The following is a 13,958-nucleotide window of genomic DNA, read 5'->3' on the forward strand; positions in this document are numbered from 1 at the left end:
CACTTGTAAGTGATTTCTTCTTTGACATAAAATAACCCCCTTTAGAGTTACACCATTTTATTATTTCATGTGTCTACCCTAAGGGGATTATATCATTCCAGCGTCCGCCTTGTTATTTTTACGTTGTTGTGGATAAGCGGGCGAACACTGTTCGCCCCTACAAGCAAATGCCGTATTTATGCGCATTTGCAGGTCTAAACATAGTTTTATTTTATTCTGCTGCTTCTTAGAGCGTTGAGGATAGCTATTACGGCTACACCTACGTCTGCGAATACCGCAAGCCACATTCCTGCAAGTCCCAATGCACCGAATATAAGCACAAGAGCTTTTACTCCAAGGGCAAAAATTATATTCTCTCTTACTATTGTCATAGTCTTTCGGGATATCTTTACTGCATCTGCTATGCTTGACGGATCGTCGTTCATAAGCACAACGTCTGCGGCTTCAATGGCGATATCTGAGCCTAAGCCACCCATTGCGATACCGATATCGGCTCTTGCGATAACAGGTGCGTCATTTATTCCGTCCCCTGCGAATGCAACAAGTCTGCGGTCGGGGTCTTTTATAAGCTGTTCGACCTTTTCAACCTTGTTTTCAGGGAGAAGCTCACTGAAGAATGTTTTTATGCCCACTTTCTTTGCCACCTTTTCGGCGGTATCTTTCTTATCGCCTGTGAGGAGGACAGTTTCAACGCCAAGATCTCTCAGTCTTGAAACGGCTGTGGCAGAGGTTTCTTTTATCTCGTCGCCAAGGAGTATCTCGCCTATGAACTTGCCGTCAAGGGCAACATAAACTGCCGTTGCGGAGTCTTCTGAGCTTTGTGCGGCAATGCCGTTTGTTTCAAGAAGCGCTTTCTTTCCGCAAAGTATCTCCTTGCCGTCAAGCTTTGCTCTTACACCGTTTCCTGCAATCTCTTCAACATCTGAAAGTCTTGCACCGTCTATTTCCTTGCCGTATCTCTGCACTATGGAGATACCGATAGGGTGAGTTGACATACTTTCTGCATATGCGGCGGCTTCAAGGAGGATATCCTGTGAAACGCCCTGTGGGTTTACGCTGAGGACAGTGAACTTGCCCTTTGTGAGCGTACCCGTTTTATCAACTGCGAGAGTTTTGCACTTCGCCATTGTTTCGAGATTTTTTGCGCCTTTGATAAGGATACCCTTTTTAGAAGCTCCGCCTATTCCTGCGAAGAACGAGAGAGGCACTGAGATAACAAGTGCGCATGGGCAGGATATTACAAGGAACAGAAGTCCTCTATAGAGCCATTTTGAGAACTGGTCAAAGCCCAGAATGAAGCTTGGTATAAACACGAGTGCAAGTGCAGCAATTACTACCGCAGGGGTATAAACTCTTGCAAAACGTGTGATGAACTTTTCGGTCTTGGCTTTTCTTTCGCTGGAGTTTTGCACCATATCGAGAATTTTCGACACCGCAGACTCGTGGAAGGTATTTGTGACCCGAACTTTGAGAAGTCCTCTCAGGTTTGTTGAGCCGCTGAGGACGCTGTCCCCTGCTTTGACCTCGACCGGAAGAAACTCACCAGTAAGTGCTGATGTATCAAGCTCTGATTCTCCTTCTGTTACGATACCGTCAAGAGGTATTCTCTCGCCTGTTTTTACTGCAATCATCTCGTCTTTGAGGATATCCTCAGGAGGAAGCTCGTATGTTTTGCCGTTTCTTACAACTGTTACAGACTCAGGCTTAAGCTCCATAAGCTTTGTGATAGATTTTCTTGACTTCTCTACTGCGACAGTCTGGAAAAGCTCGCCCACCTGGAAGAACAGCATAACGGCTGCACCCTCACGGAAGTCTTTAAGTGCAAATGCGCCAACTGTTGCGATAGTCATGAGCAGAGATTCGTCAAAAGCCTCGCCTTTAACAAGGTTTCTTACGGCGGCGATGACAACGTCAAGACCTGCGATAAGGTAAGCAACTATTGCAAGGCCTGCACTGAGATACTCACACACAGTGCCGTTTCCAAGCTTATCCAAGAGCATTGATGCGATAAAGAACACGATAGCCACAGAAAGCTTGACTATCTCGCCATTATGGTCATTCACAGGCTCCTCCTCTGCTGTCTGGACACCATAATCCTTAACAGTAACGTCAGGCTCAAGCTGATGGACGGTATCTTCTATCATGATACGCAGGTCAGGATTAGAACCGTCTGTTTTGACAGTTAGCTTTTTGCTGATAAAATCAACGTTTGATGAAATAACGCCTGCAAGCTCACCCACACGGTTTGCTATCTTTTCACCGCAGTTAGGGCAATCGAGATCCTCCAGCTTCAGATAGAGAGTTTTCTCAGCACAATCGCCAAGCTCTTTCACGCTAACGTCAGGTTCAAGCTTATGGACGACATTTTCTATCTCGGTAAAGAGGGCGTTTTTATCGCCGTCAAAATCAACTGTGAGCTTTTTATTGATAAAGTCAAGGTTAGAGCTTTTAACGCCTGAAAGCTCGCCCACACGTTTCTCGATCTTTTCCGCACAATGCGGACAATCGAGTTCCTTAAGAAGCAAAGTCATTTTACTCATTTCACATTCTCCTATACTACAAAAAACAGATCATTTTCTTTACTCGCTGATATGCTCGATACCCATATTGAGTATGACAGCGACGTGTTCATCGGAAACTGAATAATAGACTGTTTTTCCCTCACGTCTATACTTCACAAGTCTGGCCTGTTTCAGCACTCTGAGCTGATGCGATATAGCGGACTGTGACATTTCCAACAGCTCTGCAATATCGCACACGCACATTTCGTCCTTTATAAGGGTAAAGAGTATTTTCACTCTTGTTTGGTCGCCAAGGACTTTGAAAAGCTCTGCCACGTCATATATCTCCTCCTCAACGGGCATTGTTTTCCCTATTTCCTCCATTTTCTCTATATTCTTTCCTCCGCACTGTTTATGCTCATGCTTTACTGTATTCTCGCTCATTTATTTTCGCTCTCCTTTTCTTATTATTGTTTTAGTATATTCGATATGGGTCATTTCAATTCATCATATGAATAACTGTTCATATGTTTATTATATCATATATTCATGTTTTGTCAAGGGGGGGGTGAAAATTTTTTTGATTTAAGTTATTGGGGGTATTTTGTTTACATGGTACCGGTTGCATACCATGCGGGCGAACGATGTTCGCCCCTACGGATTATTCGGGCGAGTTTGCTGTGCCGCAAAATCGCTTCGCTCTTTGCGGATTTACGTTGTGCTAAGGGATAGAAAAGCGGTGCAGGTTTATGCTTCGATGTTGGTTTTATTTGATGTTTGGGTTCTATGTGCTTTTTGGATTTGTTCTGCACCGCTTAGTAGGCTTACGCCTATTGAGGCTCTGCCTCAAACTCCGCTAGGGGCTTTGCCCCCAGACCCCCACAATGGGTTTCACCCCTTGACCCTGACCAGGGGCGTGCCCCTGGACCTTTTGCTCGCTTCGCTCGGTGTTGGGGCACAACTCTGGTCAGCTTTGCCCATTCCTAATTCCTCATTCCTAATTCCTCATTCCTCACTCCTCACTTTTTACACCTGTATTTAAACTTGACAAGTGTCTAAAAAAATGTTACTATACTATAGTAATAAAACTTATATGCAAATTCTCGGTCCTATCGGAAAGGAAATGATACTATGTCAAAATCTGTCGAGATCCAATCTCAGGATCTAACCAAAAGATACACCCTCGGCGAGGAGATCTTCAACTCCGTTTCACACGGTGCAGGCGGTCTGCTATCCATTGCCGGCACTGCCGTTCTTATCGTTCTCGCTGCCATTTACTCCAACGCTTGGGGCGTTGTAAGCTCCGCTATTTTCGGAGCTTCTCTTATCATACTTTACACCATGTCAACCCTTTATCACGCTATCACCAATCCAAAAGCTAAAAAATTCTTCAGAATAATGGATCACAACACCATTTTCTTCCTCATCGCAGGCACCTACACCCCTATCACCCTTGTGCCTTTGAGAGGTGCGTTTGGCTGGGTTCTTTTCGGAATCGTTTGGGGTGCGGCTATTCTTGGCATTGTGCTGAACTCCATTGACCTTGAAAAGTTCCGCAAGCCTTCTGTTGTATGCTATATCGCAATGGGCTGGGTAGTTATAATCGCTGTCAAGCCTATGATAGAAAAAGTTTATCCTCTGTCCTTATGGTTTATTCTTATAGGCGGACTTTTCTACACTGTGGGCGTTATTTTCTATGTTAAAAAGAGCAAGAAATATTTTCACTCAATATGGCATTTGTTCACCATTGCGGGAAGTGTTTTCCACTACTTTGCGGTGCTTATGATGATAACACATGACTAAAAGATCATCCCGAGGGTTTGCGTCCTCGGGATTTTTCTGTTTAGAGAAAATATTTCTAAAATGAAATATATGGCGGTTTTTCTATTGCAAAAATGGCTGAAAAGTAGTATAATCATAATGATGTATTATATGTGACTGCACTGAAATTTTCACATGGGTGCGGTTTTGACATGAAAGGAGCATTTTATGCGTAGATCGGGTATTTTAATGCACATATCCTCTCTGCCTAACGATTATGGTATCGGCAAGCTTGGCAAGGAGGCTTATGCTTTTGTGGATTTTCTTGAAAAGGCTCACCAAAAATGTTGGCAGATACTTCCTATATCTCCTACAAGCTATGGTGATTCGCCATATCAGAGCTTTTCTGTTCACGCAGGAAATCCGTATTTCATCGACCTTGAGGCACTTGAGAAAGATGGTTATCTGAAAGCTGCGGAATACAAGAATATTGAGTGGGGCGATGACAAAGGGTCTGTTGACTACGGCAAGATATACGAGGTCATTTTCAAGGTGCTTAGGACGGCACACAAGCGTTTTCGCAAGAAGCCTGAAAAGGCATACTCAAAATTCGTGGTGGAAAACAAAGACTGGATATACGATTACGCTTTGTTTATGTCACTGAAATTTGCCAACAAGGGCAAGGCTTGGTATGAATGGGACGAACCGCTGAGAATGTACAAGCCTAAGGCGATAAAAAGTGCAAGAAAAGAATATGCAAATGATATAGACTTCTGGTGCTTTGTGCAGTATAAATACTTCCAGCAGTGGAAAAAGCTAAAGGCTTATGCCAACGAAAAGGGCATCGAGATAATAGGCGATATCCCCATATATGTGGCATATGACAGTGTTGAGGTGTGGAGTACACCGCAGTATTTCAGCCTTGACAAGGAGAAAAAGCCTGTTGAGGTGGCAGGATGTCCGCCTGACGCATTCACAGCAGACGGTCAGCTTTGGGGCAATCCTCTTTACAACTGGGAATACATAGCAAGAGATAAATTCCGCTGGTGGGTAGAGCGTATAAAGGCGGCTTCTGACACCTATGACGTGGTGAGAATAGACCATTTCAGGGGCTTTGAAAGCTATTACTGCATACCATACGGTGCAAAGAACGCCAAAAAGGGCAAGTGGAGAAAAGGTCCTGACATGAGGCTTTTCAAAGAAGTGAGAAAACAGCTTGGGGACGTGAAGATAATCGCAGAGGACTTGGGCTTCCTTACAAAGCACGTTGTAAAAATGCTCAACGCAAGCGGATACCCTGGCATGAAGGTGCTGGAGTTCGGCTTTGATTCTGACAACACAAACGGCTATCTGCCCCACAATTATAAGACCACAAACAGCATTTGCTATACAGGAACGCACGATAACGAAACCATACTTGGCTGGATAAAGAGCTGTGACGAAAAGACCAGAAGCTACTGCAAGGACTATCTTGGAGTTACAAAAGACGAGTTCGTGCCTTGGGCAATGGTAAGACTTTGTTGGTCCAGCGTGTGTGATACAGCTATCGCACAAATGCAGGATATACTTTGCCTTGACGATAAAGCCAGAATGAATACACCGTCAACAGTGGGAGCAAATTGGAAGTGGAGATTGGAAAGCTTTGATAAGCTTGATGATACTTTGGCGGAGAGATTGGCGAAGATAACAGCGGTGTATGGCAGATAGAGCAGGGATAAATGAGGAATGAGGAATGAGGAGTGAGGAATGTGCATAGCTTATCAGAGTTGTGCACAAGCACCGAGCGTAGCGAGCAATAAAGCGCAGGCTCAAGCCCGACGCTAGAGGGCTTGTGGGGTCAAGGGGCAAAGCCCCTGCGGAGTTTGAGGCAGAGCCTCAATAGGCGTAAGCCTACAAGCGGTGCAGAATAAAACCAAAAAGCACATGAAAGTTTGATATCAGATAAAAGTAATATCGGAGAATTAAATCTGCACCGCTTTTTTATTCCTTAGCGCAACGTAGATCCGCAAAGAGCGACAGCGATTTTGCGGCAGAAGAAAGTTGACCAAAACATTGTAGGGAAACGGCTCAATTTCTGTTTCACAGAAATGCGACGTCCCACTCGAAGTGACAAGGTTTAAATTATCCAGAATTTGTGCAGAGCAACATTGTACGGATAACACAAATAAGATCGCAGTCGAATCGTCGAGGGGTGCGGGACGCCGAGGGCGTCATCCCCTACAGGTGTGATAGGGAAGGTTTTAGTTCTATCCCATAATGTTGTTGCCGTGGGTTTGTTTCTTCGACGGGCGAACAATGTTCGCCCCTACCATACGTTGTGCGGATAATTACAAAGTACAAAATACAATAGAATACATAAAATGCCAGAAAGGATAAAAACCAATGAACAAAGAACTGTTTTACAGCGAACTTAGTAAAGACCTGAAAAAGAAGTTTGGCACGAGCGTTGAAAAAGCTCTGCCTTGGCAGCTTCACGAAAGCCTGTCGGCTACTGTTATGGAGCTTATTGACAGCGATTGGGAGAACAGCAAAAAGGCTCACCTTGACAGCCGCAGAGCCTGCTATCTCTCTATGGAGTTCCTTATGGGCAGAGCCGTTTATAACAATCTCCTTTGCCTTGGTATCACTGACGAGGTGGACGAGCTTTTGAAGGCTCACGGCAGAAGTCTTAATGACCTTGAAGAAATAGAGGACGCTGCCCTCGGCAACGGTGGTCTTGGCAGACTTGCCGCTTGCTTCCTCGATTCCGCTGCCGCTCATGACCTGCCTTTGGACGGCTACGGAATAAGATACAAGTATGGTCTTTTCAAGCAGAAGATAGTTGACGGCTTCCAAAAGGAAGAAGCTGACAACTGGACTAAGTACGGCGACCCTTGGTCTAAGAGATGCGAAAATGACAAGGTAGTCGTTAAATACGGCGACCAGACTGTTTACGCTGTGCCTTATGATATGCCTGTTATCGGCTTTGGCACTAAGAACGTTGGCACACTCAGACTTTGGCAGGCTGAGAGCGTGGAGGATTTCGACTTCGCTCAGTTTGACTGCGGTAATTATGACGGTGCCGTAAAGGCTAAAAATGACGCTGAGAACATTTCAAAGGTGCTTTACCCTAACGATAACTGTGAAGAGGGCAAGATACTCAGACTTAAACAGGAATATTTCTTCTCCTCCGCTTCTGTGACGGATATTCTCAAAAAGCATTTGGCTAAGTTCGGCACTCTTGACAACCTTGGCGACTATATTACTATCCAGCTCAATGATACTCACCCTGTTATCGCTGTGCCAGAGCTTATAAGACAGCTTTGTGCTGAGCATAGCTATGACTTTGACAAGGCTTTTGAGATTGCCCACAAGGTCTTTAACTACACAAACCACACTATCATGGCTGAGGCTCTTGAAAAGTGGGATTGCAGACTTGTGGAAAAGGTAGTGCCTGAGGTCTACACATATATCCTTATGATAAACGAGCGTTTTATAAAGGATATGTACGCTCTCAAAAAGGACAGAGAATATATTTCAAAGCTCTCCCCTGTTGGCGACGGCATGGTAAAAATGGCATTTATGGCTATCTATGTTTCAAGCTATATAAACGGCGTTGCGGCTATCCACACTGAGATACTGAAAAAGGACGCTCTCAAAGACTGGTATGAGCTTTATCCTAAGAGATTTCAGAACAAGACCAATGGTATCACACAAAGACGTTGGCTCGCACTTTGCAACCCTGAGCTTTCCGCACTTATCACAAAGCTTCTTGGCAATGCAGATTGGGTGAAGGACTTGGACGAGCTTAAAAAGCTTGAAAAATATGCTGATGATGAGGCTGTGCTCAACGAGTTCATGGCTGTTAAGGAGGCGCAGAAAAACCGCCTTGCCGCTTTTGTAAAGGAGCATGACGGTGTTGATATCGACCCGAACACTATTTTTGACATTCAGATCAAGCGTCTGCACGAATACAAGAGGCAGTTCTTGAACGCTTTGTCTATACTTTACATTTACTATGGTATCAAGGACGGCTCTATAAAGGACTTCACACCGACAACATTTATTTTCGGTGCCAAGTCTGCACCGGGATATCGCAGAGCTAAAGCTATCATCAAGCTTATTGGCGAGATAAGCAAGCTTGTGAACGCTGACCCTGACACAAAGGATCTTATTAAGGTGGTTTTCGTACAGAACTACAACGTTTCCTATGCGGAAAAGCTTGTTACTGCGGCTGATGTTTCCGAGCAGATATCTACGGCAGGCACTGAAGCAAGCGGTACAGGCAACATGAAACTTATGCTCAACGGTGCTGTTACGCTGGGAACTTATGACGGAGCTAACGTTGAGATAGTTCAGGAGGCAGGCGAAGAGAACAACTACATCTTTGGTGCAAGAGTAGAGGAGCTGGCTGAGATAATGCCAAAGTATGACCCTAGGGAGATACTTTTCTCAAACGACAAGATAAAGCGTGTTCTTGACAAGCTTATTGACGGCAGTCTTTCAGATGGCGGCGTTCCGTCCAACGAGGAGGGCAGCTTCAAGGAGCTTTACAAGGCGCTCACTGACGGTGCAAGCTGGCACGTTCCTGACCACTATTACGTTCTGGGCGACCTTGAAAGCTATGTTCAGGCAAAGCTCAAGGTCAACGCAGACTACAAGGACAAGCTTGCATTCGCTAAGAAGTGCTGGCTGAACATTGCAAATGCAGGAAAGTTCTCTTCTGACAGAACTATCAAGGACTATGCAGAAAACATCTGGAAGATAGAGCCTGTTAAGTTGTAATTGGAAATCAAATTTCTATGCAAATTGAATTTGTTAAGGGTATGACACATGATTTTAAGCTTTTTATACACGAAAATGAACTTATCATAATATTAATTTGCGAAAATATGAACTAAAGCATTAATACACAAAGGACAGGCTCGTTTTTTGACGGGCTTGTCAGTTTTGATGTAAATATATTCAAGGGATAGATTTACATAAATGGCAGGAGGATAAATGTTAGACACCTTACTTAAACTAGACGGCGACATACTGTTATGGATACAGGACAACCTGCGTGCAGGGTGGCTCGACCCCATAATGAAGTTCATAACATATCTTGCAAACGGAGGTGCGTTATGGATAGGCATATGCGTTTTACTTCTCATACTGAAAAAGACTAGAACAACAGGCATCGTGTGTTCATGCTCCCTTGCGGTGACTTTTCTTATAAACAACATCATTCTCAAAAACATTATTGCCAGAACAAGACCTTACGAGGTGGTCGAGGGGCTTAACAGGATAATAGGTGCACAATCGGACTTCTCCTTTCCCTCGGGACATTCGGGAGCTTCCTTTGCAGTGGCGGTGGTAATGTTCATGGAGATGCCGAAAAAATATGGCGTGCCTGCACTTATAGTGGCAACACTCATTGCGTTCTCACGGCTGTATGTTGGCGTACACTATCCATTCGACGTTATCGCAGGCGTTCTAACGGGAACGATATATGCTGTTATCACAGTGGCAATATACAGAAAATTCTTCAAGGACAAGAAACATTCTGAAAAATAAAAGACATTTGACGGGCGGTTTTTGACCGCTCGTTTTTTTGTTGCTTTATCATCAAATTCTATTGAAAATCAAGTGGGAATATGCTATCATAGAGATAATAAATATGAAGGAGAAAATCTTATGAAAAAGGTGATTAAAACTATTCTTATGGGTGCTGTGGCTTTCAGCCTTGCTATGGGAGTGGGCTGTGGGACTGGCGAAAACAGCAGTCTGGAAAAAGAAAGCTCAAAGGCTGAGGACAGTAGTTCACAGAATAAGCGCAGACAGCTTCGTGACAAGTCTGACTACGGAAAAGTGATAGCCCTCACTTTTGATGACGGCCCTAACACTGACACAACTCCCCTTGTTCTTGACAAGCTTGAAGAACACGGCATTGTGGCTTCGTTTTTCGTTATCGGAAACAACATCACAGACGAGAGTGCAGAGGTCATGAAGCGTGCTTACAACATGGGCTGTGACATTGAAAACCACTCTCAGAGCCACCCTGACATGACAAAAATGACCGCAGAGGAAATAAAGGCGGAGATAGACTTTACCTCTGACAAGGTGGAAGAGGCTGTTGGCGAACGTCCACAGTTTTTCCGTCCGCCATATATTGCGGTAAATCAGACAATGTTTGACGTTATAGATATGCCGTTTATATGCGGATACGGTGCAGAGGACTATAACAATGCCATAGGCGTTGAGGAGCGTGTTGAAAAGGTGCTTGCGCAGGCTAAGGACGGGGGAATTATCCTGCTTCACGATATGAACGGAAACGTTCAGACAGTTGCAGCCCTTGATAAGATAATCCCTGCGCTCAAAGAACAGGGCTACGAGTTCGTTACCATAACAGAGCTTTTCCACGCAAAGGGAGTTGCCATTGACCCTGACTCCGAGATAATTTACAGCTATGCTGAGCAGACAGAGATGTACGGCTAAAAATGACAAACAAAACCGCCTGAGAGAAATAGCTTCTCAGGCGGTGATTTTTTTATCAAGTAAATCGTGCCCCAGGCTGATCCTCTGGTGGGATAGGCGCTCCGCAATGAGGACATTCTGTACAAGTGTCTACGACATAGGTATAGCCGCAATATTCGCAGGCTTTTTCCTGAGCTGCGTCAGAACATGGCTTTGCTTTGGCATATTTTCTCGCCTTTGGATTTATACCTATCATAAGGCAGGCGTGCAGACACACAAATGCCAGAATGGCGATCGAAGTAAATAGCATAGTCCAATTTACTTTACTCTTCATTACGGTAGGCGTCAGGTCGTCAAATGATGTGCTGATGGCCGAGGACACTGTATAGCGTGTTCTCGCTGTGAGATTTTTCTGAAGCTCGTCATTGAAGCTGTTCGTTACTGATTTTGTCAGAACATCATCTGTATCATTGCCCTGCATACCCTCCCAATACCAATCCTCAAAGCCGTCAGAGGAAGAATAGCCGTCAGGAGTAGAGTAAACTATGAGCCAATGGCTCTCGTCCGCAAAGTGGTTCACATACAGATCATAGGCATAATTTTCAAGATCTGAATAAACTCCCTGCCAATCTGAATTTTCCACTGTTATGACCGCAGGTGAGATACCGGTGCGGTTATAAAATGCCACCAGCGAGTTTCTAAGCTCTGCGGTGTTGCCAAGGACGTTTGCTTTATCCTCCACAACTATTTTATAATCATAGTTTTGGGGAAGCTTATGAGGGTGATGATAAGCCTCGGCAAACATAGAAAATGTGAATAAAATAAACGGCAGATAGAAAAGCAGCATAAGAAATCTCAAAGGACTTCTTTTTTCGGTTATGTCATAATCTGCATAGACATAGACAGGTTTGTGATGATTATAATATACAAATCTTCTTGCGTCCGGAAAATAGGTGCTTCTTACGTGGCGTGAGCTTCTTCCTGAGCCTCCGTGCGAATGGCTGCTGTGATGCGAGCCTCCGTGTGATCCTCCTCCGTGAGAGCCGCCTCCCGATGAATGTGGCATTTATTATTTACCCCCTTCTTATTTTTTTTCAGCATCTGCGACAGGCTGTTCTGTTTCCACGTTATGTGGTCTGAGCGGTGCTCCGCAGTGTGGGCACTCATGACAAGTGCCGATAACATAGACATTTCCGCAGTATTCGCAGGTGTCCTCTTTTGCATCATTTGCACATTTCACTGCGCTTCGGTAAGCCTTTTTATTCGTGATAAGCGTCTGATATATCTCATAAGCCCCGATACCTGACAAGAGAAGTCCCCATATCACGAACAGCCACTCTACATGACCGTCCATAACGTTTGGCGTAGTTTCATCAAAAGCCGCTGCTATAGCAGAGCTGACATCATAACGGCTGTTGGCGGTAAGATATTTCTGCATAAGATCTTTGAAATCGTCTGCTACATCTACAGTTATGATATTGTCGGTATCATCGCCCTGCATACCCTCCCAGTACCAATCGTTAAAATCAGGGTCGGGAGATGTAGGTTCAGAATAAACCACCAGCCAATGCTCCTCGTCGTCAAATTCCGTCACATACATATCATAGGCAAAGTCCTCTAGCTTTGAATAGCTTCCCTGCCAATCCTCGTTGTTCACTGTCATTACCTCAACAGGTATACCCGTTTCGTCATAGAAATCATCTATTGCGCTTTGCACCATATCGGCATCGTCAATTACCCCTGCACAGTCCACTATCTCACAGCTATAAGAAGGACTTGTATCCATTTTTTGTGGCTTATCATAGCACATGGCAAGAAGCATGATACCAAAGAGCAGGCTGACAGCACTGCCAAGTATACTGAAAAACTTACCTGAAGCGGTCCCCTTGCGAATATCATAGTCAGCATAGACATAGACAGGACGGTAGTTCTCATAGTATACGTATCTTCTTGCCCCAGGAAAGCTTGTGTGCTTTATGTGTTTAGCACTCGACCCTCCCGAGCTTGATGAAGAGCTGGAAAAGCCTGAGCCGCTGTGTGACCCTCCGCTGTGAGAGCCTCCCCCTGATGAATGTGGCATTTATTTTTTACCCCTTTCCCCTATACAAATCTATAAATCCATCAATACTGCACACGCTCGGCTGTGTAGCCGTCTTTTTCAAGCAGGTCGATTATTCCTCCCTCGCCTGCATAGTGTGCCGCACCAACAACATAGAACACGTTCTTGCCCTGAGACATAAGATCCTCGGCAGCTTTTGCCATGTTCTTGTTTCTGTCATAGAGCATTTGGTTATTATAATCCTCGGCGATCTTTTTGTCCTCCTCGGTATAGCCTGCAAGCTCCTCCTCGTTATCTTCCTCAAGGAAGGTTTCGATATCTCCCGACTTCCATGCGGTATAGAGGTCTTCAAGAGCCTGCTTTTGGCTCTCCTTGGTTTCACCCTCGTAGCTTCTGAACATAAGGTCATAGATATCGTCAGAGAAGTTTATGAGCATATTCATCTGGAAATCCACCGACTCAACTTCGTATATCTCCTTGCCGTCTGCGTGGGCAGTGGTAAGAAGGAAGTTATCAAGACCCTTTTCCGTGTCAAAGTCGGAATCCTGAATAAGCAGGGTATCAAGAGTGCTTGAAACAGCCCATGGTCTGTAGACCTCCAGGGCGGAGATATCCATGCCCCAATAGCCGAGATATGTTTGCAGTGCTGAATATGCTTCCTCGGAAATATGCTGGCTGAGCTTTGTGTTATCATTATAAAGCATTTGTTTCATAAGATTTTTCATATACTCGCCGTCCTCGCTTGTGGAGGTTATATCGCACTCCACCGCAAGTATATCAGCATTGTTATACGCATTCGTTACTGCCTCAGGGAGCGGATAGCACTCGTCTTTCAGTGCATGGAAAGAGCCGAGCATCACCATTGTGTTGCCCTCAGGTGAAGTCACTTTCCACATAGCAGGTGTGATACCGTTCGTCTTTGTATCGTCCGTTACCGCTGATGAGCTGTCTGAAACACTGCTGTCAGGTGCAGAAGTGGCAGAAGCTGTACTGCTCGCCTCCCCTGTGGTGGTTGTATCAGCCGTTGTATCGGCTGTTGTAGTTGTGGCTGCCTTTGAGCTGCTGTCGGTCTGTGAACTGTCAGGCACCTCTCCGCATGAGCAGAGAAGTGCGGCGCACATTGCAGCGACTGTAAAAAGGCTCAATGTTCTATGTATCTTTTTCATGGTTTTATCTCCTGTCTTCATAGTTGTATGTTTCAG

The 13,958-nt window shown here is 44.9% G+C and carries 10 protein-coding genes; 5 read left to right on the top strand and 5 right to left on the bottom strand.

Annotated features, from left to right (window positions below):
• Positions 1-206 precede the first annotated feature (206 nt).
• Both AB5627_RS11535 and AB5627_RS11540 read right to left on the bottom strand, forming a co-directional pair.
• On the bottom strand, positions 207-2,540 hold the full coding sequence (locus AB5627_RS11535; RefSeq protein ID WP_022287120.1) for a heavy metal translocating P-type ATPase: 2,334 nt from the start codon (positions 2,538-2,540) through the stop codon (positions 207-209).
• A 39-nt stretch (positions 2,541-2,579) separates the two neighbouring features.
• Positions 2,580-2,945 carry a metalloregulator ArsR/SmtB family transcription factor gene (locus tag AB5627_RS11540; RefSeq protein ID WP_022287119.1) on the bottom strand — a complete coding sequence of 122 codons (366 nt, stop codon included), beginning with the start codon at positions 2,943-2,945 and terminating at the stop codon, positions 2,580-2,582.
• 687 nt (positions 2,946-3,632) lie between these two features.
• Between AB5627_RS11540 and AB5627_RS11545 the strand changes: the two genes are divergently transcribed.
• The 5 genes from AB5627_RS11545 to AB5627_RS11565 all read left to right on the top strand — a co-directional run bounded on the left by AB5627_RS11545 (position 3,633) and on the right by AB5627_RS11565 (position 10,718).
• Positions 3,633-4,304 carry a hemolysin III family protein gene (locus AB5627_RS11545; protein ID WP_138336294.1) on the top strand — a complete coding sequence of 224 codons (672 nt, stop codon included), beginning with the start codon at positions 3,633-3,635 and terminating at the stop codon, positions 4,302-4,304.
• A 186-nt stretch (positions 4,305-4,490) separates the two neighbouring features.
• Positions 4,491-5,969, top strand: a complete 1,479-nt coding sequence (malQ, locus tag AB5627_RS11550) for a 4-alpha-glucanotransferase (RefSeq protein ID WP_038672283.1) — start codon at positions 4,491-4,493, stop codon at positions 5,967-5,969.
• A 675-nt stretch (positions 5,970-6,644) separates the two neighbouring features.
• Positions 6,645-9,026: a glycogen/starch/alpha-glucan phosphorylase gene (locus AB5627_RS11555; RefSeq protein ID WP_368369849.1), complete on the top strand. Its 2,382-nt coding sequence runs from the start codon at positions 6,645-6,647 to the stop codon at positions 9,024-9,026.
• Between the two features lie 216 nt (positions 9,027-9,242).
• Positions 9,243-9,797 (top strand): phosphatase PAP2 family protein, encoded by a 555-nt coding sequence (locus AB5627_RS11560; RefSeq protein WP_022287647.1) that lies wholly within the window; start codon positions 9,243-9,245, stop codon positions 9,795-9,797.
• 120 nt (positions 9,798-9,917) lie between these two features.
• Entirely contained in the window at positions 9,918-10,718 is an 801-nt protein-coding gene (locus tag AB5627_RS11565; RefSeq protein WP_242989146.1) for a polysaccharide deacetylase family protein, read from the top strand.
• 55 nt (positions 10,719-10,773) lie between these two features.
• Here the strand turns inward: AB5627_RS11565 and AB5627_RS11570 are convergent, their stop codons facing one another.
• From AB5627_RS11570 to AB5627_RS11580, 3 genes are read right to left on the bottom strand one after another with little or no spacing between them, the layout of a single operon-like run.
• Positions 10,774-11,763 carry a TPM domain-containing protein gene (locus tag AB5627_RS11570; RefSeq protein WP_118054330.1) on the bottom strand — a complete coding sequence of 330 codons (990 nt, stop codon included), beginning with the start codon at positions 11,761-11,763 and terminating at the stop codon, positions 10,774-10,776.
• Positions 11,764-11,781: 18 nt separating this feature from the next.
• A complete protein-coding gene (locus AB5627_RS11575; protein ID WP_302837699.1) occupies positions 11,782-12,777 on the bottom strand; it encodes a hypothetical protein in 996 nt (331 codons plus the stop codon).
• Positions 12,778-12,818: 41 nt separating this feature from the next.
• Positions 12,819-13,922 carry a TraB/GumN family protein gene (locus tag AB5627_RS11580; protein WP_022287643.1) on the bottom strand — a complete coding sequence of 368 codons (1,104 nt, stop codon included), beginning with the start codon at positions 13,920-13,922 and terminating at the stop codon, positions 12,819-12,821.
• Between the last annotated feature and the right edge of the window lie 36 nt (positions 13,923-13,958).

The organism is Ruminococcus sp. RTP21198st1_G1_RTP21198_201120, assembly GCF_040924265.1.
Taxonomy (GTDB): domain Bacteria; phylum Bacillota; class Clostridia; order Oscillospirales; family Ruminococcaceae; genus Hominimerdicola; species Hominimerdicola aceti.

Bases quoted from the DNA above. Each gene is read 5' to 3' on its own strand.
- AB5627_RS11575 (WP_302837699.1), bottom strand. From the start codon at position 12,777: ATGCCACATTCATCAGGGGGAGGCTCTCACAGCGGAGGGTCACACAGC.
- AB5627_RS11565 (WP_242989146.1), top strand. From the start codon at position 9,918: ATGAAAAAGGTGATTAAAACTATTCTTATGGGTGCTGTGGCTTTCAGC.
- AB5627_RS11545 (WP_138336294.1), top strand. From the start codon at position 3,633: ATGTCAAAATCTGTCGAGATCCAATCTCAGGATCTAACCAAAAGATAC.
- AB5627_RS11555 (WP_368369849.1), top strand. From the start codon at position 6,645: ATGAACAAAGAACTGTTTTACAGCGAACTTAGTAAAGACCTGAAAAAG.
- AB5627_RS11535 (WP_022287120.1), bottom strand. From the start codon at position 2,540: ATGAGTAAAATGACTTTGCTTCTTAAGGAACTCGATTGTCCGCATTGT.
- AB5627_RS11560 (WP_022287647.1), top strand. From the start codon at position 9,243: ATGTTAGACACCTTACTTAAACTAGACGGCGACATACTGTTATGGATA.
- AB5627_RS11580 (WP_022287643.1), bottom strand. From the start codon at position 13,922: ATGAAAAAGATACATAGAACATTGAGCCTTTTTACAGTCGCTGCAATG.
- AB5627_RS11570 (WP_118054330.1), bottom strand. From the start codon at position 11,763: ATGCCACATTCATCGGGAGGCGGCTCTCACGGAGGAGGATCACACGGA.
- malQ (WP_038672283.1), top strand. From the start codon at position 4,491: ATGCGTAGATCGGGTATTTTAATGCACATATCCTCTCTGCCTAACGAT.
- AB5627_RS11540 (WP_022287119.1), bottom strand. From the start codon at position 2,945: ATGAGCGAGAATACAGTAAAGCATGAGCATAAACAGTGCGGAGGAAAG.